The organism is Cloacibacterium normanense (genome assembly GCF_002943105.1).
GTDB lineage: Bacteria > Bacteroidota > Bacteroidia > Flavobacteriales > Weeksellaceae > Cloacibacterium.
This window is the reverse complement of record NZ_PTPZ01000003.1, coordinates 411,386-437,102: the sequence shown is the minus strand read 5'-3', so window position 1 is coordinate 437,102 and position 25,717 is coordinate 411,386. Positions and strand designations below refer to the sequence as shown.

Genomic DNA, 25,717 nt, shown 5'->3' with positions numbered 1-25,717 from the left:
ATAATTTATAATTTGTCTAATGTTTCCTGAATATTGGCAATGTTTTTTTCTAACAGTGATTTGTACAATATATAACGTTTGTCATACTCAACATTGTCTACGCGAGTTCTTCTAAACTCACTTAATTGGTCTAAAATTTTTATCTCTCGTTTCATTCGCGTTACAATTTCTTCGAATCTGATGTTGATAAATCCTTCATTAATGAGGAAATACCGCTTTCTTTCATCGATTTTATTGAGTGATTTAATGAGTTCTGCATTGAGCAAAAAATTAATGCTAGCAGAGATTGAACTTTTGCTCGCACAGAAAGTTTCTACCAATTCATCAAAGCATAATCCTTTTCTTTCGAAGTCGAAAGCAAGGTAAGCGTAAATTTTTGCAGAAAGTGGTGGCATATCAAAGAGTTGACCATAGAAATCTACTAATTCTTGATATACTTGAGGCTCTATTTGTAGGCTATTTTTCATTTAGAAATGAATTGAGGCGCTAATTTACCAATTAGTTCAGAACTAAACGAACTAAAGTAGATAGATTTTATCAATTTTTTTGGTGTGTAGGTGATGAAGTTATGGGTTATGAATTATGAATTATGAGTTATGAATTATGAGTTATGAGTTATGAGTTATGAATTATGAGTTATGAGTTATGAATTATGGGTTATGAGTTATGGATTGTTTTATAGAATTAATGAATATTTATTTTTTGTTTAGAAAATTAAAAAATTTTAGAAAGCAATTTTTTATTCATTTCGTTTTGTAAAATACTTTTTAAGAATATTTTTGCTTTTCCATTATAAACCAGAATCTCATGATCCGAACTTATTTTAATTCATATCATCTATTTAATGAAGAAGAAATTAACCAAATTGAAGAGCTTTCAGTCAAAAGGAGTTTAAACAAATTGGATTTTTTCATGAAAGAAAATGAAATTTGTAAAGAAGTAGGATTTATCGTCAGCGGTTCCTTACGTTCTTTTTACACCACACCCAGTGGAGAAGAAGTTACGTATTGCATTCATTTTCCTCAGCATGTTATCACTGCTTATTCTTCCTTTATTACTGGAGAAGCAACTCAAGAAAACATACAAGCGATTACTCCTGTAGAACTTTTGGTTTTTCCTAAGAACCTCATTTTGGAATTAGAAGCCCAAAGTCATCATTGGACCAAATTCCTAAAAACGATTGCAGAAGAGCAATATATCGCACTTGAAAAAAGAATTTTTCAACTCCAAAAAACAAGTGCTAAAGAAAAATATATGGATTTACTTACCAATCATCCCGAATATATTCAGCAAATTCCATTGCAATACTTGGCATCATATTTAGGCATTACCCAAAGACATTTAAGCAGAATTAGAAAAGAAATTACTTTTTAGACAAATGTCCTACAAAAGTAATCGCCGTACTCTTAATTTTGCCTTTCAATTTATATCAAGCAAAAAATGGGAAAAAAAGTATTGATTATTAATGGGCATCCTAATGAAGGTTCATTTAATTTCGGAGTTGCCACTGCTTATGAAAATGGGGCACGTTCGGTTGGGGCTGAGGTAAAACATCTTGTAGTTTCAGAATTAAAATTTAATCCAAATTTAGAATTTGGTTATCAAAAAAGAACGCCATTAGAACCAGATCTTATCGCAGCTTGGGAAGCCATACAATGGGCAGAACATCTGGTTTGGGTACATCCAGTATGGTGGGGTGGTTTACCTGCCATTATGAAAGGATTTATAGACCGTCTATTTTTGCCAGGTATGGCTTTTCAATATCGAGAAAATTCTATCCAGTGGGACAAATTACTGAAAGGCAAAACGGCTCATATTATCACAACCTTGGATCAACCTAGTTGGTACTATCGTTTGGTTTATGGTAGACCCAGTGTGAATCAATTAAAAAAATCTACTTTAGAATTCTGTGGAATATCTCCAGTAAAGGTTACTTACTTAGGAATTGTAAAAACTTCAGATTTTAACGTTCGAAAAAAATGGCTTGAAAAGATAGAACACCTCGGGAAAAAATTAAAATAACCTCCTCATGGTATTGTACAGCATAATGAAGCTTAAGGATACACTATCTTTTTCATGTAGAATAAATTTTGTTTCTTTGGATTTTATTTCACAATAATTTTGATTTCATTAAGAAGAAAAACGCTTTGTTTACTGTTAATGAATGAGATATTAACTTTTTCTCCAAGTCTTTATGTTTTACTTTGGTCAAAATTTTGGATTTTTTATTGGTTCATTACAAGAAAATATCACTCACAAGCATTATGCATTGCAGGTGAGTGTTTCTTTTCATTCTTCATTGCGACTTCAAGTAAAAGGAAAGGATGAAATTTTGGGTCAGGCTTTTCTCATCAATTCAAAAGTAGAGCACCAATTGCAATGTGAAGGTCTACAAATAACTTTACTGATAAATCCTCTCAGCAGTATTGGACACCAATTATTTTTGATTCTTGATAGATCAGAATTTTCTATTTTGCCAGATCCCATTACGCTTCTCTTTCAAAATTTATTAAAACAGTACACTACCGATCTTCCTCAAGAAGAAATAGCACAATCTATTTCAGATATTCTCCGAGAATACTCCTGTCTTTGCGAAAATGAAAACCATGTTCAAGATGATAGGATCATAAAAACGCTTTCTTTACTGGAACATCACTTTGATGAAATACTAAGTTTGGAAGCGGCAGCAGCGTTTTGTCATCTCTCTCCTCCTCGTTTTTTACATTTATTCAAAGAAAAAACTCAACTTAATTTTAGAAGATATCAACTGTGGAATAAGACCATCAAATCTTTACCATTTTTGGCTCACCATTCTATCACCCATACAGCTCATGCGTTTGGTTTTACAGACAGTTCCCATTATACCAGAACTTTCAAAGAAACCTTTGGCTTTTCACCTAAATTTTTTGTTTCTAAAAAATAGCCAGTTTATACAATTTTAAGACTTTGAGGATTCTGAATTTTGCAGTGTAAATGATTACATGGTAAAATATTCAAATGATTAAATCTCTTAAACACCTCTTATTATGAAAGCTTATTTAAAAGAAACTTCTATTCTAAATTATTCCTCACCTTCAATTCAATCATTCATCAAAAGTAAAAATTGGTTGGCTTTACCTCCTGTAGAAAGGGTAAAAACAATTTATAACTTTGTAAGAGATGACATACAGTTTGGTTACAATATATCTGATGACATCTCTGCCACGCAAGTATTACAAGATGGATATGGACAATGCAACACCAAGGCTACTTTACTTATGGCGCTTTTGCGGGCAGTGGGTATTCCTAATCGCATTCATGGGTTCACCATAGACAAAGCTCTACAAAAAGGTGCTATCACTGGTGTCTGGTATTTACTTTCTCCCAAAAATATTTTGCATAGTTGGGTAGAAGTCTTTGTTGAGGAGAAATGGTACTCTATGGAAGGTGTTATTCTAGACAAGGCTTATTTAAGCCAGCTCCAACAAAAAAATCAAGATTGTACAACTTCATTTTGCGGTTATGGAGCTTATACAGATGATTTAAAAAACCCACCTATAGAGTGGAATCTTAACCATACTTACATTCAAGACAAAGGCATTAATCAGGACCTTGGAATTTTTGATACTCCCGACGATTTTTATGCAAAACATCAACAACAAATGAGTTTTTTCAAAAAATTTATTTTTCAAAAGTTTGTAAGAAATATTATGAACAAAAATGTAGCTACTATTAGAAATCGTTCTTAAATTTGTAAAATCCCTAGAACGGAAGTAAACCTCCTTCTCGGTACTTCGCAAATCCGCAGAACTGTTATTTGTCAGCATTAGAGACACGTCTTAACCAAGAACCTTTTCTTAAATTATAAATTAATATTTAACAATCAACATTTATAAGCAAACAAAAAAAAGACAACAATGATAGAAAAACTGTTGGTATATCAGGTCTTAAAATGAATAACTCCTCAATAACTGAAACTAAAATTTCATCTTCAAATCCCGAAAGCGGAAACGTTGGAATATTTGACACTGAAATGACAGATTCAGAAATTTCAAAATTAGTTATATCCGACAAACAACTTTCAAAAGAAAACAAAGAAGAGTTAAAAAGTTATTGTATTGAAGATGCAGAAATAAATGAATTAAATGAAATTATTCAGGAAAATAGTGGTGATAAAAATTCATTAAAAAGCAAAGTATTAAAATGGGTTGGTAATGTAACTTCATCGATGGTAGCGAAAGGGCTTTATGATAACATTCCAAAAATTATTGAATTTATTGGTAAAATTATTTAATAATAATGCCGAACGAACAACAGCAATAAAAATTCCACATCTCTCATTTAAACACATAAAAAAAGCCAACTTATCGTTGGCTTTTCTTTTTACAATGTTTTTTAGCATTTATGGAATCAATGTTGAGCTTTTCACTTCAAAAGTAGATTTTGTGGTGTACGTTTTTCCGTAACGGTCTTTGGCTCTTACTTCTACTTCGTGGGTTCCCAATTCTAATTTTCTAGAAAAAGGAGCCGTCCAAATGTGTTTAGAAGCTTCTGGATTGCTAGGTCTTCTTCCTGTGAACAGTTCTTGTGTAGTATCCCATTTCAATACATCATTGGTGTAATCTGGGTCTATCGATTCGGTATAATCCATTTCTTTCCATTCACCATTATCTATTCTGTATTCCACCTTATCATGTTTGCTTCCCATAAAGAAATTGGCTACAATCCTTGCTGCATTTTTAGTTTTGAAAGGAATCACTTTCGGTACCCAAAGATTGATTTGATAATCTTCTGGTTTTCCTGCTACTTTATACGTGATTTCGTACTGATTGTCATTGAAACCCACAAAAGAATATCCTCTTTCTGTTCCGTCTCTCATCACCGATTTTGGTACGCCTAATTCATCTACCGTTCCAGAATACCAATCTCCAGAAGTGGTTCCTGCATTGAACTCATGAATCGGTTTGATGCCTTCCCAACCTTCTTTTTTTCCGTAGAACAATTGGGTTTGCTTGTGTGTATGTGCAGACATCATCAATACATTTTGGAAAGGCTTTAAAATCTCAAACAATCTTTTTCTGTCTTCCATTCTAAAGTGTTTATCTCCGTCATTTTCTGGCGTCAACTGAATATGGAATGAAAACACGACCAACTGATTAGGATTTACATTTTTTAAGTCGTTTTCTACAAAATCCAACTGGTCTTTTCTGAAACCACCCCAGTAACTTTTTCCATCTCTTGGGTCTGGATACAAAATATCATCCAAAACAATGAAATGTACATTTCCGTAATTGAAAGCGTAATTGTTCGGTCCGAAATTTGCTTCGAAAGTTTCGTCTGACAGTTTATCCTCTTTCGCTTCGTAGTTCATATCGTGGTTCCCCATCACATTGTACCAAGGCAAACCGACTTCTTTAACCGCATCAATGTATAGCGGATGTAAACTCAAATCATCTCCAACCAAATCTCCTAAACTGATGCCAAAAACAGCGTCTTTCTTATTGTTTTTGACTTCATTGATAATTCCTCTCCTGAAATAATCAATTTCTTTTTCATCATACGGTTGAGGATCACCAAACACCAATACTTTGAACTGTGTGTTTTCCTTTTGTGCATAGAGTGGAAAGTTGATTTCTTTTGGTAATTTTCCCGTTGGTTTTACGCCAGCATATTTCATGTCTTTTGGCGAACCTTCAGGCTTATGAATATAATAGAATTGGGGCAATTGCGTATTGCTTTTCGGCGTAGCATAATTGGCTGGTTTGATAACGAAAATAATATTGTCATTTTCTACAGGCAAAATATATTTTCCTGTTTCGTCTGTTTTTACCACTTCTACTCCATTGGAAACAGAAACGTTGGCAATTCCTTTTTCTTTACGGTCTTTGATTCCGTTTTTGTTGGCGTCTTCGAAGACATATCCTGTTGCTTGTTGCTGTGCAAAAGAAAATGCAGCGCACAAGAAAAGCATTAAAAATGATTGTTTCATTTGTTGATTTGTAATTTTATGAGAGTATATTCAATGGTTATGAAGCTATTCTCTGGATTTATTGATATTTAAAAATACATCTGGTGTATTGGTGGTTACGAATTGTACACCAGCATCATACAATTTTTTATAGATTTCTGGGTCATTTACCGTCCACACATTCGTGATAACACCCAAATTTTTGGCTTGTTCTATCCAATCTTGGTGTTTTTCTAAGAATACATTATAATGATAATCTACGCCATCAATTCCTAAATTTTTAATCTCTTGTGGCGAAAGATCACCTGCGAGATATTGCACCAAAGCTTTAGGATTTTGCTTTTTTAATTCTTTGGCAATATGCAGACTAAACGAGATGTACTCCGTCTGATTTTGCAAGTGAAATTTTTCTACCATTGCCAGCGTTTTTTCCACCATTTCGGTTTCCAATTCTGGAGTTTTGGCGGGTTTAATCTCAAGGATAAGCTTTACCTCAGATTTTTTGCCTTGCTTCAAATACTTCTCTAAAGTAGATAGATTTTCGCCGTTTGAGAGTTTCTGTTTCTTCAAACTTTTAAAATCCATAGCTGCAATTTCCACCCCATTGATGTGTTCATCATGATTGATAACCAGAACGCCATCTTTGGTCATTCTCACATCGAACTCACTGCCGTACACTTTCAATTGTTGAGCATTTTTAAGCGCTGCAATAGAATTTTCAGCAGTTGTAGGATTGGTTTTCCAGAAACCTCTGTGCGCAATCACTTGAGTCTGTGCGTGGTAAAAATTAGCGCCTACTAAAGTGGCCAAAAGAATTAATTTTTTCATATTGAATATCGTTACAAATCTTTTACAAAGCTAATCATCGCTTGTAAAAAATGTATTCTTTTTTTATTTTTTTATTGATTCCACCAATCTTTAACGTTGATATTATCTCCTCCTAAAGATTGAACTGCTGCGTTATAATTGGCACTGTTCAAAATTTTTGGTTGCGTAGGATATAATAATCTCTGTGGCATTTTACCGTCATTTAATAATCCTCCATTGTTGGGTAATATTGGGTAACCTGTTCTCTTATGCTCAAACCACTGTTGCTGGTCTACAAAGAATAGCGCTACATATTTTTGCAACATAATTCTTTCTAAAGTACCATCATAAGCCACTTTAGGATTTGCAAAATAATTGGCTGGAACTACAGCTCCCCATTGTTCAATGGCTGCTTTTACTCCGTTTTCATAATACGTTTGAGCATTTCCTGTGATAATTCCTTTGAATGCTAATTCCGAAAGAATGAACTGCAACTCTGCATAAGGTAAAATCAAGACTTTAAGCGGAGCTTTAGCTAAATTCTGGTTAAAGTTTGAAGGCTGATAAGTGAACGTAGTTCCATTCATGTAAGCAACTGGAGCACCTTTGTACCCTATATTTTGGTTATTGCTTAAGTTTTTGGCTTGCGTGAAAAACTGCGCCATTCTCGGGTCTTTGTTGTCATTCAGCGTATTCACAAAAAACTCCCCTACCGCTCTATAAGAAGTAAAATCTTGAGGTCTTGCTAATGGCGGAAGCATAGGCGCTACGCCTGTAACGTTCATCAAGGCACTTTCAGCATTGCTCTGAAAGATGGGGTAAACGGTAGGATTGTTTACTATTTCTTGGATTCTAGCATAGACATCTATTTCCCCATTTTTCTTTAAAATTCTGGTTAATAATCTTAGAGATAACGTGTTACAGAATTTTTTCCAATACATGATTCCATTGACATCATTATTCGCATTGTAGAATAAATCTTGTCCAGCTAAAGTAGTATTGGTTACAAAAAGACCATTGGCAGTTTTTAAATCATCTAATAATTTAACGTAAATGTCTTTTTGCTTATCGAATTTCGGTTGGGTGATGCCATCTTCCACTCTAGAACCTTCAGAGAACGGAATATCTCCAAAAGTATCGGTAAGGTTAGAATATAACCAAGCGTTCATTACCATCGAAATGGCTTGATAGTTTTTATTGTTTTGCTGAACCGCCAAATCTTGCATTTGTTTTACTTGCATCAGCCATTTATAAGAAGTATTCCAATAAGAGCTTCCTGTAGATTCGGTTACATAATATCTTGAAATATTGTTTCCTTCTCCTGGGAAATCTATTGCAATCTGCATGATATCAAAAGTGAAATCATTGGCTCTCAAATAGGCATTAGCAGCCATATTGTATTGAATCGGCGCCAACAAACTGGCAGGTGTAGGTTCTATAATCTTGCTGGTATCGGTATTGATTTCCTCAAAAGACCTGCTGCAAGAAGTAGCGGCTAGAGAAATTACGCAGAACACAACTGCTTTTATCCATATATTTTTCATAGTTGTCGATTAGAATTTAGCATTTAGTTGAATTCCTACAGTACGGGCAGTAGGAAGTTGCCCTATTTCTACTCCCGGAGTAATTGATGAATCGTTCAATGTAGCCGCTTCTGGATCAAATAATGGGAATTTCGTCCACATCCATAAGTTTCTACCAAATAAGGATAAACTTAAGTCTGACATGTTCAGCGACTGTACAATTTGTTTAGGGAAATAGAATGTGATATTGGCTTCTCTTAGTTTAACATAAGATGCATCAAATGAGTTGGTTTCCACATTGGCTCTTCTGTAATAATCTGCATAGTAAGAAGTTAGAGTAACTGCTTTGGTATTTGGCGAATAAGAGCCATCAGCGTTTTGTATTACTCCAACTCCTACAATCGTTCCGTTTGGATTATCTCTACCTACCAAAGTATGGGTAAGTTTTCCCTGCTCAGACATTTTATGGTGAGACTGTGAGTAAACTCTACCTCCGTATTGCCCGTCAAAAGAGAAACTTAAAGAAAAGTTTTTGTATTTAAAAGCGTTTTGTAAACCTCCTCTCCATTTTGCATAGGCATTTCCTACGTATTCTATTTCTGTAGATTTGGCAGTAAGACCATCGCTACCAAAAATCACTTGACCATCTGGAGCGTACTGTAATTTATATCCGTACATATCTCCTAGAGAACCTCCAACTACTGCATTAAAGAATACTACTCCCCCTACACTTCCCATGGTATATGGTTCCCCTTGGAATTCTGCCGGTAAAGACATGATTCTATTTTTATTCATAGACCAGTTTGCGGTAACATTCCATTGGAAATTTTTATTTTTCACTGGGAATGCATTTAGGGTCATTTCTATTCCTCTGTTTCTTACTTCACCAGCATTGATGGTACGTGTAGAATATCCTGTTTCAATAAGAGACGGTACGTTTACAATTTGGTCTTTGGTACTGTTTTGATAAACGGTTACGTTATACGTTAATCTATTTTTGAAGAAGCTGAAATCCATCCCTGCTTCTATGTTCTGGTTCATTTCAGGTTTCAGATTAGGATTCTGGAAATTGGCAATATTTTCTGCCGAACCTACAAAATCGCTGGTATTATAGAACTGTTGTAATTTGTACGGTTGGGTATCGTTCCCTACTTGAGACCACGAAGCTCTCAACTTCCAATAATTCCAGCTTTTCGACTTCATTTTCAAAACATCCGAAAGAATTAAAGAGGTAGCAACCGAAGGATAGAAATAAGAACGATTGGCTTTTGGTAAAGTACTGCTCCAGTCGTTTCTTGCGGTGAAATCTACAAACCAAATATTGTCATAATTGAATGACGCTAAACCGTAAACACTGTTGGTTTCTTTATCATTCGGTTGAGCAATTCTTGTATTTAGAGAAATCGCATTGGTTAACTGATAAATCCCAGGAACTCTAAGCCCGATGGCTCTATAATCATTTAACACATATTCATTTGCTCTGATGTTTCCCCCTGCTGAAGCAGAAACGCCCCATTTCCCAAAATTATTTTTATACGTAAAAAGTAAGTCAGTATTATACTCAGAATTTTTAATGTATTGTTCGCGATAGTATCCCTGTAGGTAATTGGCAGAACTGTAAGGTCTCTTGGTTGTTCTTTCTTCATCTGTAATTTCAATACCAGACCTTAGCATCATTTCAAAGTTATTATTGAAATTATAAGTAGCGGTAATATTTCCTGTGATTAATTTTTTGTGTACTCCATTCAGCATTTCATAAGCGATAAGATAAGGGTTATCTATAAATGTACTGAAAGGGTGAATTTGGTCTACCTGATATTTATCTTTCTTCCAAATCGGTTCATACCAAGCCAAATCAACGTTTGGATTTTGGAAAATCATGAAATAAGAAATCGATTGGTTGTTATAGCCTGTAGAAGGTAAATTATCACTCTTGGTATAATTGTAGGCAAATTTAGAAACCACCCTCAATTTTTTAGTAACCTTGTGGTCAAAAGACAAAGCATAATTGAATCTGTCAAAACCCGTATTCGGCATCATCCATGTATTGTTTACGGCGCTCAATGAAGTACGGAAAGAAGTTTTATCATTAGAACTTTCGATACTGATGCTGTTAGAATAGGTAGTTCCCATTTGCCAAAAACCTTTAACATTGTCTTTATAAGGTCTCCACAATTGTCTTTCTAAACTTTGTCCTTCTACGGTTGGGTCATATTGAAAATAATATTGCCCATCAAATTTAGGTCCGAATGCACTACTGGTTCCTCCTGTACTCACTCCATCAGCTGAAGCGCCATAAGAATAGTAAAACTGACCTGCTGAATTTTTCGCTAATGTTCCTTGACCGTATTCATATTGCCAATCTGGCCATTTCAAAACCGTATCAAAACTTGTAGAAGAATTAAGGGTTACTCTTATTTTTCCATTCTTATTTTTCCCTGATTTTGTGGTAATCATGATGGCTCCATTTGCCCCTCGAGAACCATATAATGCAGAAGCGGTAGCTCCTTTTAGAATCGTTACATTCTCGATGTCATCTGGATTAATACTGTTAAAGTTGTTCCCGTAATCTACAGGCAAATCTCCTCCAGAACCCGCTCCATACGCTGCGTTTCCTGTTCCTGTATTGGTTCCGCCCAATGGAACTCCGTCTACTACGATGAGTGCTTCGTTGTTATCCAAATTCATGGAAATACTTCCTCTCAAGGTGATTTTAGAGCTTCCTAGAGGACCTGCACCTGCTGTTTGGATTTTAAGCCCAGCCACTTTACCTTCTAACGCTTGTGCCCAGTTGTTGTTCTGTGTTTTTTCAAACTCTTCTGAAGACACTTTTTCTGCAACATAGCCTAGGGATTTGTCTTGTCTTTTGATTCCCAAAGCAGTTACTACTACCTCGTCTATGTTTCTTACGGAATCTAATTTTGCTTTCTTAGATTGCGCCTGTAAATGGGTTACACTTACCAGACCTAGAGCAGCTAATAAAATAATCTGCTGTGTTCGTTTTTGCATTTTACTTTTTTTTAAGCTCAAAAGTATTCTAATGCGACCGTTAAGTATTTTAACAAGCTTTTAACATTCTTTAAATTATTCGTCAACTAAATTTTAATCAAAAATGAATGTTATTTTGCCAAAATATTAAAAGTAAAAGAGTGAAAATATCTAAAGTTCTCATCTTTGGGAGATTGAGGATTTAACATTGAAAGAAGCTTTTTAAGAAAAGTTAATAAGAGAATTTGAAAATTTGAAAATGAGGGAATTTAAGGAATGTTATAAAGTTATAGAGGTTATGGTGGTTATAATGGTTATGAGGGTTATAATGGTTATGGTGGTTTTAAATTTTGCTTTTTGCGATTTTGTTTGCGAGGGCGCTTACATAGAACAATTGGAAACTGTGGTAAATCATGATGGGTAATAGGAAAAGAACTTTTTGTTCTTCGGGAATCCCTAGTATCATCACGAATAAACTGCCATGAACCAAAGATTTTTTGGAGCCACAAAAAGTCGTGGTAATCACATCTTCCCTGCTGAAACCCAATCGAAGTGAAATACGTTTTAAAATCTCATATACGATAAAAAAAAGCGCTACTGCAGCAAGTGTAATCACTACAAAAACCAGAGAAGGAACGGTAGAAAAAATATTCTCGATAAATGCTTTAGAAAAGCTTTCGTAAACGATGAGTAAAATAATGAGACGGTCAAATTCTGCAATGATTTTACTGTATTTCGTTACCCAATTTTTGAAAATCGGATTGAGCAGAATTCCCAAGATAATCGGCAAAAGAACTTTGAGTAATAATTGTTGGATAATCTCTGCTTGATGGTTTTCGGCAGCTTGAGCATTTAAGAAAAACCCCATCAACAAAGGCGTCATTATAATGCCAATAAGCCCAGAAATAGATGCATTAAAAATAGCTGAAGTCACATTTCCTTTGGCTATAGAAACCATCACTACCGATGAAGAAACCGTAGAAGGCAAACACGCTAAAAAATATACGGAAAGCCAACTTTGCAAGTACGGCGAATCTTTAAAAATTGGATAAAAAACCAATACCAATGCAGGAAAAAGAATGAAAGTTCCCGCTTGAACCAACAGGTGCAACTTCCAATTGGAGACATCTTTCAGGACTTCTTTCAAGTTGAGTTTTAGCCCGTACAAAAGGAAAATTCCCGCAATTCCCCAATCGATGAATTGTTCTAGGTTAAATATTTGATGGTAAGATTCTTGGTAAGGAATGAGTTTTCCTGCTATTACCATCACGAGCAATAACAATAAAAAGATGTTTTGTTTATCGGCTAATTTTCTAAGATTCAATTTCAGTATTTTCTACAAAGATACAGCAGATCAGGTTGGTGGGGAAATTATTTGGAAAATTAAAAAGTATTCTAATCACTATTTAAATAAAGATTTAATAGATGATACAAAAAATATGAGATTGATCCAGCAACAAAATACAACCATATATTTTCAAAAAAAGTTCCTGTAATTTTATACTTTTCTTTAATTATTTTTTCAAACTCTTCTTTCCAGATTTCAATGTTATTAACTTTTTCCATTTCAAGAAATGAAATATTATCATATATAGCATTTAGGTATTTTTTAATGAATTTAAATGCATTCAAAATACTTATTGCCCAACATAATATCGCAATAAAAACAAAAATCTGAGCATAATTTAATTCATCGTTTTTACCATTATATAATGCAAATCCAATTGAAGAAACATCTAATGCCATTAAGTAATAAATAAGTTTTTCTTGTCTTTCCTTGTACTCTTTTTTAAGATTATTAATTAGTTCACTCATAAAATTATTTTTATGCTATATAAACGTAAAAAAGAAAAAATTTTACCTTTTTTTTTATAAAATTTACATTTTAACTTCAGCAAATTAATTTGTTAACTATGTGTTCCTTTTTCCCACCTTTCTTCGAGTCAAGTTCGAATCAAGTCCGAATCAGCTTCGGAAAAACGGTACTTTTTCCGAACAAAACTGCACTTTGACTGCCACTTGATTCAACCCCAACCCTAATCACGGTGAAATCCTCCACCAAAAATTCATCATTAGGTCACGTCATTTATTTAGTGTACCTTTGTAGAATAATTTATAAAATAGGTTACTGCCTTTGCTATCTGTTACAGTTTAGAATATTTTTTTATTTCTTTTTCAGTTTTTGCTTTTTCAGCGTCCCTTTTTAGAATAACACCTCACAGATGCACATAACCCTGAAAGCAAAACAAGGCAAAATAACCTGGACGAAATTCCCCTGACCCTTATGATATAAGAGCTCTGTTTATAAAATTAGCAGATTTCTTATAGCACGCAATACACCAATATTTATTGGTTTCATCATTCATTAAAAAACAAACAGAACATTATTTATGGCAGATTCTTTCTCAAAAAAAGAAAACTTTAAGAAAAAAATTCAAAAACAAAAAGAAAAAGCACAGCGCCGTGAAGAGCGTAAAGCGAACAACAACAAAGGAAAAGAACTAGAAGATATGTTTTCCTATGTAGATGAGTTCGGAAGAATTACAACTACTCCGCCAGAAAAAAGACAAGAAGTTTCTCTAGACGATATTCAATTAGGAGCTGCTCCTATTCCTGAAGAAGAAACTAGAAAGTCTGGAATCATCACTTTCTTAAGCGAAAAAGGTTACGGCTTTATCACCGAAGACCGCTCAAAAGAAAATGTATTTTTCCACCAAAATAATGCAAGAGAAATCCTGAAAAAAGGGCACAAAGTATCTTTCGAGAAAGAAAGATCTGCTAAAGGATTTTCGGCAATCAACATTGAATTGGTAAAATAACGAGAAATCATCTTTGAAATACTGTTTCAAAACTATTTCTCTTTACTCCATACATTGCGCAAAAGCGCTATTACCCGTTAAGAAACTAGAAACTTAGGTTTACTGCTTCTTAATCCATTAACCAAGACATTGTAAAAAATGTCTATTTAAAAACCATTACTATGCAAGAAGGCACCGTAAAATTTTACAACGAAACAAAAGGTTTCGGATTTATTACTCCCAACAACGGAGGAGATGACATTTTTGTACATTCTTCTGGTTTAAGCACTAGAACAATTAAAGAAAATGACAAAGTTGTGTACCAAGTAACACAAGGACAAAAAGGATTAAACGCTATTCAAGTAAAATTGGCGTAATCTCTTTTTGGTATTCTATATACACGAAAGCGACTTCTTAGGAAGTCGCTTTTTTTTTGTTTTTCTTTTTAAAAAACGTATTTCTCTTGATTTAGATTTTTCAAAAGGTAAAAATCAATAAATTTTATTCTATTGGTTTACAAATCTTTTAAGACATAGAGAAACAAGTCAACAAAATTCCTTATTTTTGCACATCTTAAAAAATCATTCACTATGTTTAATAGTCTTCAGGACAAGCTAGATAAAGCCTTACAAAACATTCAAGGCCGCGGAAAAATTACAGAAATTAACGTAGCAGAGACGGTAAAAGAAATTCGCCGTGCTCTAGTAGATGCCGATGTTAATTACAAAGTAGCCAAAGACCTTACCAAAAGAGTTCAAGACAAAGCACTGGGACAAAACGTGCTTACGTCTATTACTCCAGGGCAATTGATGACCAAGATTGTACATGATGAATTGGTAGAATTGATGGGTACTACTCAGGAAGGCATCAATCTTTCTGACAAGCCTACCATTATTTTAATTGCTGGTTTACAAGGTTCTGGTAAAACTACTTTTTCTGGAAAACTCGCCAACTATTTAAAACAAAAAAGAAGCAAAAACCCTTTATTGGTTGCTTGTGATGTTTACAGACCTGCTGCAATAGACCAATTAACGGTTCTTGCAGACCAAGTAGGCGTAACCATTTACAAAGAAATCGAAAATAAAAATCCTGTAGAAATTTCTCAAAACGCTATTCAGTTTGCTAAAGACAATAAGCATGATGTAGTGATTATAGATACTGCAGGTCGTCTTGCCATAGATGAAGCCATGATGAACGAAATCAGAAACGTTCACCAAGCCGTAAAACCTACAGAAACCCTTTTCGTAGTAGATGCCATGACGGGACAAGATGCGGTAAATACAGCTCTTGCCTTTAACCACGTCTTAGATTATAACGGTGTAGTTCTGACCAAATTAGATGGTGATACCAGAGGTGGTGCTGCGCTTACAGTTCGCTCGGTAGTTCATAAGCCAATTAAGTTTATTTCTACAGGCGAAAAAATGGAAGCTCTAGACCTGTTCTACCCAGAAAGAATGGCAGACAGAATTCTAGGAATGGGTGACGTAGTTTCCTTAGTAGAAAGAGCTCAAGAACAATTTGACGAAGAAGAAGCTAAAAAACTTCATAAAAAAATCGCTAAAAATGAATTTGGTTTTGATGATTTCTTAACGCAGATTAACCAAATCAAAAAAATGGGTAACATGAAAGACTTAATGGGAATGTTACCAGGTGTAGGAAAAGCGATAAAAGATGTAGACATTAATGATGACGCTTTCAAACACATCGAAGCCATTATTTATTCTATGACTCCAGAAGAAAGAAGAAGACCTTCTGTGATTGATATGAACCGTAAAAAAAGAATTGCTAAAGGTGCTGGTAGAAAATTAGAAGATGTAAATGCACTGATGAAACAATTCGAACAAATGGGCAAAATGATGAAGATGATGCAAGGTCCTCAAGGAAAACAACTCATGCAGATGATGAGCAAAGGAATGCCAAGTATGCCAGGAATGGGCGGCAACCTTTTCGGAAAATAGTTTTAAAATATATAAATAAAAAATCCTGAGAAATTCTCAGGATTTTTTATTATTTTTTTATTAGAAATGAATTGCAAAACCAACGTTTCCAGAGAAAATTCCATCTCCACCATCATCGGCAGACACATCATATCTTAACCCTGGTTCAATAGAAATATTCGGGGCAACAAACCAAGCATATCCTCCTTGAAAACCAATCGCGTTTGTACTTGAACCTTCAGAAGATATACCACTGAAATCTACTTGTACAGGAAACTGACTCGCAATATAATACTTTACACCAACCTTGTAATTGAATGCAGAAACAGTTTCGCTGTCTCCATAAAAGTCTTCACCAGTCATACTTGTTAAGCCTAAACCTACTTTTAAAGCTAAATTATTAGCAACAAAATAACCCGCTTCTCCACCAATTTTAAAAAGTGAAGTTCCATTAGAAGACATAAAACCAATAGAGGTATTTGATGGGCTTAAAACTCCAAAATTAGTATTCGTTTCTACTAACCAATGCCCTTTAGATAATACATCTTTTGTTTGAGCATTTACCGCTCCAAAAAGTGCTAATGCACCTACTAAGAATAATTTTTTCATGATCTATTAGTATATAATTAACAGAAACTAAATTAAAAAAAATAAACTAAACCATCAAGAATTTTATGAATTATTTTCACTTTTTAGAAAAATTAATAAAAAAAAGCGAATTAAAATTCGCTTTTTTATCTATATTTATTTCAGAAAATATGTATTATTCTTCTCTTTGTCTTTTTTCTTCGGCGTTGTAAGCCAAGATAATTTTCTTCACTACTGGATGTCTTACCACATCTTCTTCGGTAAGATGTACAAAACCTATTTCATGAACTCCTTTTAGAATTCTCATCGCTTCTTTTAGCCCAGAATGTTGTTTTGGCGGTAAATCTACCTGACTTGGATCTCCAGTGATAATGAATTTAGCATTCATTCCCATTCTCGTCAGAAACATTTTCATCTGAGAATGTGTGGTATTCTGCGCTTCATCTAGAATGACAAAAGCTTCATCTAAAGTTCTCCCTCTCATAAAAGCTAATGGAGCCACTTCTATCACTTTGCGCTCGATAAAACCTTCTAATTTTTCGTGAGGAATCATATCTCTCAACGCATCATACAACGGTTGTAAATAAGGATCGAGTTTTTCTTTCAAGTCGCCAGGTAAAAATCCTAAACTCTCCCCCGCTTCTACTGCAGGTCTGGTTAAAATAATTCTTTTGACTTCTTTATCTCTCAATGCTCTCACTGCCAATGCTACACTGGTATAGGTTTTCCCTGTTCCTGCAGGACCGATGGCAAAAACCATGTCTTTCTTTTCGCTTTCTTTGACCAATTTTTTAAGGTTGGTGGTTTTCGCTTTGATGACTTTACCATTTACCCCTTTTACAATAATATCTTGGTCAAAAACCAATTGTTTCTCCTCCTCACTTTTTATTTTGAGAATGTTTTCTAAATCTTTAAGTCCAATAGAATTATTGGTGGAAATATAACTCACAATATCATCTAATTTTTGCTGGAGTACATCTAGCGTTTCTTGATTACCCATTGCAAAAATAAAATTGTCTCTCCCTGTGATTTTCAGCGTAGGAAAAGAAGATTTCAATAAATTAAAATACTGATTGTTAACACCATAAAACGTTTTAGTGTCTATTCCTGTGAGTTCGTAAGTGATTTCGTACAAATTGTTTATATTTTTAAAAATTTTATCTTACCAAAAATAAGCAATATCTTTGTTTTTTCAAATTTTTACTATTAAAAATGCCAATAATTACCCTTACATCAGATTATGGAAATCTAGACCACAGAGTTTCAGCCATTAAAGGCAGCATTCTCCAGCTTAATCCCGATGCTAGAATTATTGATATTACCCATGAAATTGGAGCGTATAATTTGATACAAACCGCTTATATTCTTAGAAATGCTTATGCGCATTTCCCTAAAGAGAGTGTGCACATTGTTTCCGTGGACAGTTTTTTTCACAAAGACCGTAAAAATCTTTTGGTAAAAATGGATGGGCATTATTTCATTACTGCTGACAATGGATTGATGAGCCTCACTTTTTTTGACCAAAAACCAGAAGCCATTTACGAAATCACCATCAATAATCGTTTTGACGACGAAGTGAAATTTGCCAGTGTGGATATTTTCGTTCCCGTCGCAGCACATTTGACCAAAGGTGGTTTGCCAGAACTTATCGGCAGAAAAATTAAGCATTACAAGTGTACTACTTTTGCAAAACCTTATTTTAATGAACCTGAGAAAATGCTGATTGGCGAGGTGATGTACATTGATAATTTCGGGAATTGCGTAACCAATATCAGCAAATTAATTTTTGATAAAACAATGGTGAATTTCAATAATTTTGAGATTAACATTCGAAATATTTTACTGAAAAACATCAACCGTAAATACACAGACATCGTCACCGATTGGGAAAAAGAAAATGAATATCATGGCAAAGCTTCTGCTCTTTTTAATGGTCAAGATTTATTAGAAATCACCATTTATAAAGGCACAAAAAACAATGGCGCCAATTCACTTTTTGGCTTAAAAGTGGGTGATAAGGTGTATATACAGTTTGAATGATGAATGTTAGATGTTGGATGTTAGATGTTAGATGTTAGTAAAATTATAAATCATAAATCGTAAATCGTAAATTACCATGACTTATTTAATCATAAAAGCGCTGCACATCATCTTTATGGTGAGTTATTTTGCGGGAATTTTTTATCTCGTAAGAATTTTTGTGTATTACAAAGACACTGATGCTTTCGAAAGTCCTAAAAAAGAAATTCTACGTGAGCAATATGTATTTATGGCAAGAAGATTATGGAATATTATCACGGTTCCTGCTTTTGTTTTGATGACGATTTTTGGAACAATTTTAATTTTAATGAACCCTACACTTTTACAAATGTCTTGGTTTCAGTTGAAAATAGCCTTTCTCATAGGACTTTTCATCTATCATTATTGGTCTTGGAAAATAGTATTAGAAATAAAAAACCTACAAAACGGTGAACTAAAAACCGCCAATCTCAAATTAAGACAAGCCAATGAAATTGCAACATTTCTTCTATTTTTAGTGGTTTTCACAGTAATTTTAAAATCTTTGACCATTGAAAATTGGTGGCAATTAATTACAGGATTTTTCGTTATTGTGTTTGTGATTATGATGACGGTAAAATTGGTGAATAAGAAAAAAAGTGAATAGTAAATTCGCTACGCTGTGAAAAGTGAATTAAAAAATTAACGCAAAGCAATTCACTATAAAATAAATTGACTTGCGAATCAAAAATTGATAAAAGTATGATTGCTATACTAAAAAAAGAACTTTGGAGTTATTTCGGGAATTGGAGTGCATGGATTATCATCGGTGCATTTTCTTTGATTTCTGCCTTATTTTTATTTTTTTTCGAGAATGATTTCAATATTCTAGAAATCGGAACTGCCAGTTTGCAGAGCTTTTTCACGCTTTCGCCGTGGTTGTTTTTGTTCATTATTCCAGCATTAGCCATGAAATCTTTTTCCGAAGAACAACAAAACGGAACTTTGCAATGGCTTTTTTCTCAACCATTAAGCATTTCTGAAATCGTTTCAGGGAAGTTTTTCGCGGTATTTTTGGTTGGGATTTTATGTTTACTTCCTTCATTGGTTTACCTCTACTCGGTTTACGTTTTAGGCGTTCCAGCAGGAAATTTAGACCTGGGAGCAACTTTAGGAAGCTATTTTGGGATTATTCTTCTCATTGCTGCATTTTCTGCGGTTGGGATTTTGGCAAGTTCACTCTCCACGAATCAAATTATGGCTTATTTATTGGGCGTTTTCTTGAATTTCATCTTATACTTTGGAATAGAACAATTGGCCAATTTCAAATTATTGGGAGGTGCAGATTATTTGCTTCAAAATCTTGGTTTTTATCATCATTTTATCGCTTTTACAAGAGGTTTGATTGATACCCAAGATGTGTTTTACTTCTTGTTCGTTATTGTATTGAGTTTGTTTTTGGCAAGGGTTTTTGTGGAGAAAAAGAAATAGTTATTTAACCGCAAAAGCAACAAAAGAATTGATTGAAAAATAAAGCAAGCCAAAAGTAAAAAAAGCAACAAAAGCTTTTGTCTCTTTTGTGGTTTAAAATTTAAAATAAAAAATGAAACAAAATTTAAAATATATTATTCCAGCCATCATCCTATTATTAGGGATTTTCGGGGTTTTTTCTCATCGTTTTGATTTGACTAAAGAAAAACGTTATACCCTTTCTGATGCTACGGTAGAAACACTGAAATCCGTAAAAGAACCACTGACTGTAGAAGTTTATCTGGAAGGTGATTTTCCTGCAAGTTTTAAGCAATTGCAGAACGAAACGCAGTTTCTTTTGGAAGAATTCAGAAAAATCAATCCAAAAATTGATTATAAATTCATCGATCCTATTGCGACCAAAATGTCTCAAGATACGCTTCAAGCGATGGGAATGCAACCTTCTATGTTGCCAGATATGAAAGATGGGAAAGTTTCTCAAATCGTGCTTTTTCCTTACGTAGCACTTAAATATAAAGGTTACGGAACTTCAATTTCGCTCATTACCAATCAAATGGGAATAGATGCAGCGGAACAGTTAACCAAATCCATTGAAAATCTGGAGTTTAACTTCGCTTCTACCATTAAATCTTTGGTAGCAGACCAAAAGAAAAACGTAGGCGTTTTGGTGAATCAAGATGAATTAAGAGTAGATGAATTTCGTAGTTTTATGGACATGACGCTCGAAAATTACAATGCTGGTCCTGTAATTCCTGTAAACAAAAAAGAGTTGACTTTAGAAGATCTTCCGAATTTAGAAAGAATGGATGCTTTGGTGATTGCAAAGCCTAGAAAAGCCTTTACTGATGGTGAAAAAGTGATCCTAGACCAATACATTATGAACGGTGGAAAAACAATTTGGATGATTGACGCCGTGAATGCAGAAATGGATACTTTGATGACTAAGAAAAAACTCATGGCATATCCTATCGACATTAATATGACCGATTTTTTCTTTAATTATGGCGTGAGAATCAATGCGCCTTTGATTAAAGATTTCCAAAAATCTGCTTTGATTAGATTGCAAGTTGGCGAAGTAGCAGGAAATCCTCAATACACCAACTTAATTTGGCCTTATTTTCCTTTGGGAATTAATGAAAACAACAATCCGATTACCAAAAACATCAATCCTGTAAAATTTGAATTTCCAACTGCTATTGATACTTTAGGAAGAAAAAATATCAAAACTCAAGTGCTTTACGAATCGAGTGAAAGAACCACTGCTAAATCGGTTCCTAATTATGTAGAACTCTCAGAAATGGCGAATCTTGACAGTCTTTCTGTAATGGAAAAACCTACTACTCCTAAGATTTTTGCGGTGAGTTTAGAAGGTAAATTTACTTCTGCTTATGCGAATAGAAGTGAGAAAAACGGTTTCCCTAATTTCAAAAATGAAGTTGCTGGAAACAATAAAATGATTGTTATTTCTGATGGTGATGTTGGCCGAAATCAAATGATGAAAGGTCAAAACTTACCTTTAGGAGCAGATTTATTAACCGACCAACTTTATGGAAACGGACAATTTTTGAGAAACTGCTTAGATTGGCTTCTCGATGATTCTAATTTAATTGAATTAAGAAACAGAAATATAGAATCTCGCTTGCTTGACAGAAGAAGAATAGACGAAGAAAAAACGAATTGGCAATGGTTTAATTTATTGACACCTTTGGCAATTTTAGGACTTTTGGGTGGGATTTTCTTCTGGTTGAGAAAGAAGAAATTCGGATAATTATTGAGGGTTTGTGAAGTCGTTTATTTGTAAAGTTGTGAAGTCGTAAAATTGTATTTTTTTTCCACAATTTTACTGTTTATCAGTTTAACATTTCTACGACTTCGCGACTTTACCGTTTAACAGTTTTACATTTACACATCTTTTATAAACTCCTCATATTCATAATACACCATTTCAAAAGCGGTCATTTTTTCGACAAAAAATTCGAAAATTTCTCGCCAAGTGTTTTTATTGTAGATGGAAACGCCATGTTTTTCTACCCAAAATCTAGAAATCACTTTTCCGTTTTCTAAGGTGTAGAATTCGTCTTTATATACCTCGCATTTCAGTTCATCTTCTAAAATTCCTTCGAGAGACCAAAGCTTCTCGTAATAAGCATTTCGGAAGATTTCATCTTTCATTTCGATGTCTATAGAAACTTCAGCTTTTCTGTTATCACAATAGAATTTAAAGGCGAAATCTTTGATTTTAGTATCATACAAAATCCATTTTCTCGGAAACGACTTCCCGAAACTAGTCCAAAATTCCTTTTTTATTTTAGCAGCTTCTTCTTTGCTGAACATTTTTATTAAATTATAAGTGATGAAGTATGAGTTATGAGTTGGCGAAAATAGGGAAATTATGTTCAAATATTATTTTATTTCGTTAAAAAATATTAGTTTTGGAGAAACTTACACCATGAAAAGCCTCATCATTATTGCCTTATTTTTCAGTTCTTTGCTTCCCGCACAAAGTTTTTACAAAAAAATTTCAGATAAAAACATCAATACAGAAAGACAAACCATTGCCAAAAATTTTATTCAAGAATTTCTCAATAAATGTGAGAATAAGAACTATACTTCTTTTGAAAAATTCAATGTTGCGAAGAAATTTGAGATGTTTTTAGATGAAAAATTAAGTGAAATCTGTCAAAAAAACGAAACCGATTTAGGAAAAATAGAATTGCAAGATTTTAATTCTGCTTATATTCATAAAACATCATTGACAACAGATCCTGTGGAATTATATGTTTTCAACACAAAAACGGAAAAGAATCCTGATATTCAATTTTTAAGCGTTTGGATTTACCAAGACCGAAACTATATTCGCGGAATGGTCATCACCAAAGAAAAGCCCATCAATCCTAATAAAAGAGACTAAAAAAGCGGATTTTTTTTAACTCCAATTCTATTGATAAACTTCTCTTTTTTAAATAGTAAAAACTCTCGCACATTTAACAGATTTAACAGATGATTAAAAATAAAATCTTCTTAATCTGTTAAATCTGCGAGAGAAAAATTTAAGTTTAGGCTAAAGCCAAAGGAATTTTCAAAACAAAAAAGCGGACTATAGAAAACATAGCGTTCTTACTGAACGCATTTTATTGTTTCTGATTTTCTACACACATTACGTTCCTAAGAAACGGTAAATATTGAAAACTCTTTCAAATTTAGCAAATTATAATAATCAGCAAAATCTGCACAATTTGCGAGAAAAAAATTTAAGTTTAAGCTAAAGCCAAAGAATTTTTTAAAACAAAAAAGCGAACTTTCGTCCGCTTTCATTGATTTTTATATTTTACATCAGAATGAATTCCGATGCTTATGTATCGTTCGTTGCTCCGCAACTTTCTTAAAGAATCTAAATTTTTAAGAAATAACGCCTAATTCTTTCCCTACTTTTGTAAAAGCAGCAATGGCTTTATCTAAATGTTCGTGGGTATGCCCCGCAGAAAGCTGAACTCTAATTCTTGCTTTTCCTTTCGGTACAACTGGGTAGAAGAAACCAATGACGTAAACGCCGTTTTCCATCATTTTTTCTGCAAAAGTTTGGGCTAATTTAGCATCGTATAACATTACCGGAACAATCGCAGCATCACCATCAGGAATATCAAAACCTTTGGCTTTCATTTCCGTACGGAAATATTCTGCGTTTTCCATCACTTTATCACGAAGTGAAGTGTCTTTAGAAAGCATTTCTAGAACTTTCAAAGCTGCTCCTACAATTCCTGGAGCCAGAGAATTTGAAAATAAATACGGACGAGAACGCTGACGAAGCATATCGATAATTTCTTTTTTCCCAGAAGTAAATCCACCAAGAGCGCCACCTAAAGCTTTTCCTAAGGTAGAAGTGATAATATCTACTCTTCCCATAACTTCATTCGCCTCGTGAGTTCCACGTCCTGTTTTACCAATGAAACCAGTTGCGTGAGAATCGTCAACCATTACCAACGCATCATATTTCTCTGCTAAATCGCAAACACCTTTTAAATCGGCCACGATTCCGTCCATTGAGAAAACTCCATCTGTAACGATGATTTTGAAACGGTGATTTTGTTTAGAAGCTTCAATAAGTTGTGCTTCTAAATCTTCCATGTTATTATTTTTATATCTGTATCTCACTGCTTTACAAAGTCGAACTCCATCAATAATAGAAGCGTGGTTCAACTCGTCTGAAATAATAGCATCTTCTTCTGTGAAAAGCGGTTCAAATACCCCACCATTTGCATCAAAACAAGCTGCATATAAGATCGTATCTTCTGTTCCTAAAAATTCAGAAATCTTAGCTTCTAATTCTTTATGAATATCCTGAGTTCCGCAGATAAAACGCACAGATGACATTCCGTAGCCGTGAGAAGCAATCATATCCTGAGATGCTTTCATCACTTCCGGATGGTTAGAAAGTCCCAAATAATTATTCGCACAGAAATTCAATAATGATTTTCCATTGGCTACAATTTCTGCAGACTGCTGAGACGTAATAATTCTTTCACGCTTGTACAATCCGTCATTTTCGATATTTTCTAGTTCGTTTTGTAAGTGTTTAAGGTATTTTTCTGAAATCATTTTTTAGATTTTTTGATTTTCACAAATGTAATAAAAAAAGCCGTTTCACTATTATGAAACGACTTTCTAATTTAAAGAAATTAAAAACAATATGATTTTAAAATCTTATTTCTTTATTACTTTTTTTGTAAATTCTGCTTTATCAGTTTTAACTTTTACCAAATAATTTCCAACGCTTAAATCAGAAACATCAACCGTTTTGTTAGCCCCTGAAATAGTTTTCACTAAACTTCCTTTAAAATCATAAATTGAAACAGAAATAATTTTTCCTTCAGTTTCAATATTCAATTTTTCTGTTACAGGATTAGGTGAAACTACAAGATTACCTTTTTCAGCAATTTCTCCAGTAGAGAGATTGCTTAAATTAGTGACAAGAATATTATCAACTTTAAATCCTGTACCATAATCATCGTAAACAAAATCAATAGTATGAACATTTTTATAAGTTCCTAGCGCTCCAGAATATATGGATGTGCCGTCTACAAAATATTCTAATGTACTATTTGATTTTTTAATTCTTATTTTAAAATTATACCATTTGTTAGGTGTCAAAACTGGTCCATTAACAAATGATGTTGCATTTCTATAAGATAATGTCCCGTCAATATAACTAACACCTAATGCTGCTGTGTAATAATAATCTACATTATCATTGTAAACTGCCATTTGATAATCCGAACCATTAATATTATCAAACTTGTAATCAAATGAGATTTCTACATCATTCCCAGTTACTAAACTTGAAATATTTTTCTCAATTCCACAAGATTGATTTACTTCACCATTACTACCCATGGTAAAGGAATTTACACCATCTGTTGCATTAGCATTCACAACCTGTGGATTAGCCACAGGTAAACCTCCCCATACTGTCCAACCTTGTTGCCCACTAAGACTTCCTACCGAATACCCTTCGGATGTTTCAAAAGAAATTTTTGTAGTTTGTGCCTTAATTGAAAGAACACATAATGACAAAATTGTAATTAAAGAAAATAAAGTTTTTTTCATAATAAAAATTTTAGTTATTAAATCCTTAACAATATA

At 33.7% G+C, this 25,717-nt stretch carries 25 protein-coding genes; 13 read left to right on the top strand and 12 right to left on the bottom strand.

Going from position 1 to position 25,717, the window contains the following annotated elements:
• Nucleotides 1–5 precede the first annotated feature (5 nt).
• Nucleotides 6–467, bottom strand: a complete 462-nt coding sequence (locus C3729_RS07415; RefSeq protein ID WP_104793561.1) for a transcriptional regulator — start codon at nucleotides 465–467, stop codon at nucleotides 6–8.
• A gap of 340 nt (nucleotides 468–807) precedes the next feature.
• Between C3729_RS07415 and C3729_RS07410 the strand changes: the two genes are divergently transcribed.
• From C3729_RS07410 to C3729_RS07390, 5 genes are all read left to right on the top strand, one after another.
• A complete protein-coding gene (locus tag C3729_RS07410) occupies nucleotides 808–1,374 on the top strand; it encodes a Crp/Fnr family transcriptional regulator (RefSeq protein ID WP_104793560.1) in 567 nt (188 codons plus the stop codon).
• Nucleotides 1,375–1,440: 66 nt separating this feature from the next.
• Nucleotides 1,441–2,022, top strand: coding sequence for an NAD(P)H-dependent oxidoreductase (locus C3729_RS07405; protein ID WP_104793559.1), 582 nt, complete (start codon nucleotides 1,441–1,443; stop codon nucleotides 2,020–2,022).
• A gap of 172 nt (nucleotides 2,023–2,194) precedes the next feature.
• Nucleotides 2,195–2,923 carry a helix-turn-helix domain-containing protein gene (locus C3729_RS07400; protein WP_104793558.1) on the top strand — a complete coding sequence of 243 codons (729 nt, stop codon included), beginning with the start codon at nucleotides 2,195–2,197 and terminating at the stop codon, nucleotides 2,921–2,923.
• Nucleotides 2,924–3,026: 103 nt separating this feature from the next.
• Nucleotides 3,027–3,728, top strand: a complete 702-nt coding sequence (locus C3729_RS07395; protein WP_104793557.1) for a transglutaminase-like domain-containing protein — start codon at nucleotides 3,027–3,029, stop codon at nucleotides 3,726–3,728.
• Between the two features lie 203 nt (nucleotides 3,729–3,931).
• Nucleotides 3,932–4,273, top strand: a complete 342-nt coding sequence (locus C3729_RS07390) for a hypothetical protein (protein WP_104793556.1) — start codon at nucleotides 3,932–3,934, stop codon at nucleotides 4,271–4,273.
• A gap of 108 nt (nucleotides 4,274–4,381) precedes the next feature.
• Here the strand turns inward: C3729_RS07390 and C3729_RS07385 are convergent, their stop codons facing one another.
• The 6 genes from C3729_RS07385 to C3729_RS07360 form a co-directional block, all read right to left on the bottom strand.
• On the bottom strand, nucleotides 4,382–5,968 hold the full coding sequence (locus C3729_RS07385; RefSeq protein WP_104793555.1) for a calcineurin-like phosphoesterase C-terminal domain-containing protein: 1,587 nt from the start codon (nucleotides 5,966–5,968) through the stop codon (nucleotides 4,382–4,384).
• A gap of 45 nt (nucleotides 5,969–6,013) precedes the next feature.
• Nucleotides 6,014–6,775 (bottom strand): glycerophosphodiester phosphodiesterase, encoded by a 762-nt coding sequence (locus C3729_RS07380; protein ID WP_104793554.1) that lies wholly within the window; start codon nucleotides 6,773–6,775, stop codon nucleotides 6,014–6,016.
• A gap of 71 nt (nucleotides 6,776–6,846) precedes the next feature.
• Nucleotides 6,847–8,298: a SusD/RagB family nutrient-binding outer membrane lipoprotein gene (locus tag C3729_RS07375; protein ID WP_104793553.1), complete on the bottom strand. Its 1,452-nt coding sequence runs from the start codon at nucleotides 8,296–8,298 to the stop codon at nucleotides 6,847–6,849.
• Between the two features lie 9 nt (nucleotides 8,299–8,307).
• Nucleotides 8,308–11,286, bottom strand: a complete 2,979-nt coding sequence (locus C3729_RS07370) for a SusC/RagA family TonB-linked outer membrane protein (RefSeq protein WP_104793552.1) — start codon at nucleotides 11,284–11,286, stop codon at nucleotides 8,308–8,310.
• Between the two features lie 322 nt (nucleotides 11,287–11,608).
• On the bottom strand, nucleotides 11,609–12,589 hold the full coding sequence (locus tag C3729_RS07365; protein WP_260204490.1) for a bile acid:sodium symporter family protein: 981 nt from the start codon (nucleotides 12,587–12,589) through the stop codon (nucleotides 11,609–11,611).
• 71 nt (nucleotides 12,590–12,660) lie between these two features.
• Nucleotides 12,661–13,080 (bottom strand): hypothetical protein, encoded by a 420-nt coding sequence (locus C3729_RS07360; RefSeq protein ID WP_104793551.1) that lies wholly within the window; start codon nucleotides 13,078–13,080, stop codon nucleotides 12,661–12,663.
• A gap of 575 nt (nucleotides 13,081–13,655) precedes the next feature.
• Between C3729_RS07360 and C3729_RS07355 the strand changes: the two genes are divergently transcribed.
• The 3 genes from C3729_RS07355 (at nucleotide 13,656) to ffh (ending at nucleotide 16,021) form a co-directional block, all read left to right on the top strand.
• Nucleotides 13,656–14,084, top strand: coding sequence for a cold-shock protein (locus tag C3729_RS07355; protein ID WP_069797279.1), 429 nt, complete (start codon nucleotides 13,656–13,658; stop codon nucleotides 14,082–14,084).
• A 161-nt stretch (nucleotides 14,085–14,245) separates the two neighbouring features.
• A complete protein-coding gene (locus C3729_RS07350; protein ID WP_069797280.1) occupies nucleotides 14,246–14,440 on the top strand; it encodes a cold-shock protein in 195 nt (64 codons plus the stop codon).
• A 213-nt stretch (nucleotides 14,441–14,653) separates the two neighbouring features.
• Nucleotides 14,654–16,021, top strand: coding sequence for a signal recognition particle protein (gene ffh / locus C3729_RS07345; protein WP_104793550.1), 1,368 nt, complete (start codon nucleotides 14,654–14,656; stop codon nucleotides 16,019–16,021).
• Nucleotides 16,022–16,081: 60 nt separating this feature from the next.
• On the opposite strand, the gene C3729_RS07340 is transcribed toward ffh, so the two are convergent.
• Both C3729_RS07340 and C3729_RS07335 read right to left on the bottom strand, forming a co-directional pair.
• Nucleotides 16,082–16,609 carry a hypothetical protein gene (locus tag C3729_RS07340; protein WP_104793549.1) on the bottom strand — a complete coding sequence of 176 codons (528 nt, stop codon included), beginning with the start codon at nucleotides 16,607–16,609 and terminating at the stop codon, nucleotides 16,082–16,084.
• A 154-nt stretch (nucleotides 16,610–16,763) separates the two neighbouring features.
• Nucleotides 16,764–17,723, bottom strand: coding sequence for a PhoH family protein (locus C3729_RS07335; RefSeq protein WP_104793548.1), 960 nt, complete (start codon nucleotides 17,721–17,723; stop codon nucleotides 16,764–16,766).
• A 77-nt stretch (nucleotides 17,724–17,800) separates the two neighbouring features.
• Between C3729_RS07335 and C3729_RS07330 the strand changes: the two genes are divergently transcribed.
• The 4 genes from C3729_RS07330 to gldG all read left to right on the top strand — a co-directional run bounded on the left by C3729_RS07330 (nucleotide 17,801) and on the right by gldG (nucleotide 21,845).
• Nucleotides 17,801–18,628 (top strand): S-adenosyl-l-methionine hydroxide adenosyltransferase family protein, encoded by an 828-nt coding sequence (locus C3729_RS07330; protein ID WP_104793547.1) that lies wholly within the window; start codon nucleotides 17,801–17,803, stop codon nucleotides 18,626–18,628.
• A 76-nt stretch (nucleotides 18,629–18,704) separates the two neighbouring features.
• Entirely contained in the window at nucleotides 18,705–19,253 is a 549-nt protein-coding gene (locus C3729_RS07325) for a CopD family protein (protein ID WP_104793546.1), read from the top strand.
• A gap of 95 nt (nucleotides 19,254–19,348) precedes the next feature.
• Nucleotides 19,349–20,077, top strand: coding sequence for an ABC transporter permease (locus C3729_RS07320; RefSeq protein ID WP_104793545.1), 729 nt, complete (start codon nucleotides 19,349–19,351; stop codon nucleotides 20,075–20,077).
• Nucleotides 20,078–20,189: 112 nt separating this feature from the next.
• On the top strand, nucleotides 20,190–21,845 hold the full coding sequence (gene gldG / locus C3729_RS07315; RefSeq protein ID WP_104793544.1) for a gliding motility-associated ABC transporter substrate-binding protein GldG: 1,656 nt from the start codon (nucleotides 20,190–20,192) through the stop codon (nucleotides 21,843–21,845).
• Nucleotides 21,846–21,979: 134 nt separating this feature from the next.
• On the opposite strand, the gene C3729_RS07310 is transcribed toward gldG, so the two are convergent.
• Nucleotides 21,980–22,411 carry a DUF4268 domain-containing protein gene (locus C3729_RS07310; protein ID WP_104793543.1) on the bottom strand — a complete coding sequence of 144 codons (432 nt, stop codon included), beginning with the start codon at nucleotides 22,409–22,411 and terminating at the stop codon, nucleotides 21,980–21,982.
• A gap of 58 nt (nucleotides 22,412–22,469) precedes the next feature.
• On the opposite strand from C3729_RS07310, the gene C3729_RS07305 reads away from it, so the two are divergent.
• Nucleotides 22,470–22,988, top strand: a complete 519-nt coding sequence (locus C3729_RS07305) for a hypothetical protein (RefSeq protein WP_104793542.1) — start codon at nucleotides 22,470–22,472, stop codon at nucleotides 22,986–22,988.
• Between the two features lie 488 nt (nucleotides 22,989–23,476).
• On the opposite strand, the gene kbl is transcribed toward C3729_RS07305, so the two are convergent.
• Both kbl and C3729_RS07295 read right to left on the bottom strand, forming a co-directional pair.
• Nucleotides 23,477–24,673 (bottom strand): glycine C-acetyltransferase, encoded by a 1,197-nt coding sequence (gene kbl, locus C3729_RS07300; protein ID WP_104793541.1) that lies wholly within the window; start codon nucleotides 24,671–24,673, stop codon nucleotides 23,477–23,479.
• A 105-nt stretch (nucleotides 24,674–24,778) separates the two neighbouring features.
• Nucleotides 24,779–25,681 (bottom strand): T9SS type A sorting domain-containing protein, encoded by a 903-nt coding sequence (locus C3729_RS07295; RefSeq protein WP_104793540.1) that lies wholly within the window; start codon nucleotides 25,679–25,681, stop codon nucleotides 24,779–24,781.
• Between the last annotated feature and the right edge of the window lie 36 nt (nucleotides 25,682–25,717).

Coding starts and splice junctions, on each gene's coding strand:
- C3729_RS07325 (WP_104793546.1), top strand. CDS start 18,705: ATGACTTATTTAATCATAAAAGCGCTGCACATCATCTTTATGGTGAGT.
- C3729_RS07320 (WP_104793545.1), top strand. CDS start 19,349: ATGATTGCTATACTAAAAAAAGAACTTTGGAGTTATTTCGGGAATTGG.
- C3729_RS07390 (WP_104793556.1), top strand. CDS start 3,932: ATGAATAACTCCTCAATAACTGAAACTAAAATTTCATCTTCAAATCCC.
- C3729_RS07295 (WP_104793540.1), bottom strand. CDS start 25,681: ATGAAAAAAACTTTATTTTCTTTAATTACAATTTTGTCATTATGTGTT.
- C3729_RS07380 (WP_104793554.1), bottom strand. CDS start 6,775: ATGAAAAAATTAATTCTTTTGGCCACTTTAGTAGGCGCTAATTTTTAC.
- C3729_RS07385 (WP_104793555.1), bottom strand. CDS start 5,968: ATGAAACAATCATTTTTAATGCTTTTCTTGTGCGCTGCATTTTCTTTT.
- C3729_RS07340 (WP_104793549.1), bottom strand. CDS start 16,609: ATGAAAAAATTATTCTTAGTAGGTGCATTAGCACTTTTTGGAGCGGTA.
- C3729_RS07375 (WP_104793553.1), bottom strand. CDS start 8,298: ATGAAAAATATATGGATAAAAGCAGTTGTGTTCTGCGTAATTTCTCTA.
- C3729_RS07410 (WP_104793560.1), top strand. CDS start 808: ATGATCCGAACTTATTTTAATTCATATCATCTATTTAATGAAGAAGAA.
- C3729_RS07405 (WP_104793559.1), top strand. CDS start 1,441: ATGGGAAAAAAAGTATTGATTATTAATGGGCATCCTAATGAAGGTTCA.
- C3729_RS07350 (WP_069797280.1), top strand. CDS start 14,246: ATGCAAGAAGGCACCGTAAAATTTTACAACGAAACAAAAGGTTTCGGA.
- C3729_RS07395 (WP_104793557.1), top strand. CDS start 3,027: ATGAAAGCTTATTTAAAAGAAACTTCTATTCTAAATTATTCCTCACCT.
- C3729_RS07415 (WP_104793561.1), bottom strand. CDS start 467: ATGAAAAATAGCCTACAAATAGAGCCTCAAGTATATCAAGAATTAGTA.
- gldG (WP_104793544.1), top strand. CDS start 20,190: ATGAAACAAAATTTAAAATATATTATTCCAGCCATCATCCTATTATTA.
- C3729_RS07310 (WP_104793543.1), bottom strand. CDS start 22,411: ATGTTCAGCAAAGAAGAAGCTGCTAAAATAAAAAAGGAATTTTGGACT.
- ffh (WP_104793550.1), top strand. CDS start 14,654: ATGTTTAATAGTCTTCAGGACAAGCTAGATAAAGCCTTACAAAACATT.
- C3729_RS07370 (WP_104793552.1), bottom strand. CDS start 11,286: ATGCAAAAACGAACACAGCAGATTATTTTATTAGCTGCTCTAGGTCTG.
- C3729_RS07305 (WP_104793542.1), top strand. CDS start 22,470: ATGTTCAAATATTATTTTATTTCGTTAAAAAATATTAGTTTTGGAGAA.
- C3729_RS07400 (WP_104793558.1), top strand. CDS start 2,195: ATGTTTTACTTTGGTCAAAATTTTGGATTTTTTATTGGTTCATTACAA.
- C3729_RS07355 (WP_069797279.1), top strand. CDS start 13,656: ATGGCAGATTCTTTCTCAAAAAAAGAAAACTTTAAGAAAAAAATTCAA.
- C3729_RS07360 (WP_104793551.1), bottom strand. CDS start 13,080: ATGAGTGAACTAATTAATAATCTTAAAAAAGAGTACAAGGAAAGACAA.
- C3729_RS07330 (WP_104793547.1), top strand. CDS start 17,801: ATGCCAATAATTACCCTTACATCAGATTATGGAAATCTAGACCACAGA.
- kbl (WP_104793541.1), bottom strand. CDS start 24,673: ATGATTTCAGAAAAATACCTTAAACACTTACAAAACGAACTAGAAAAT.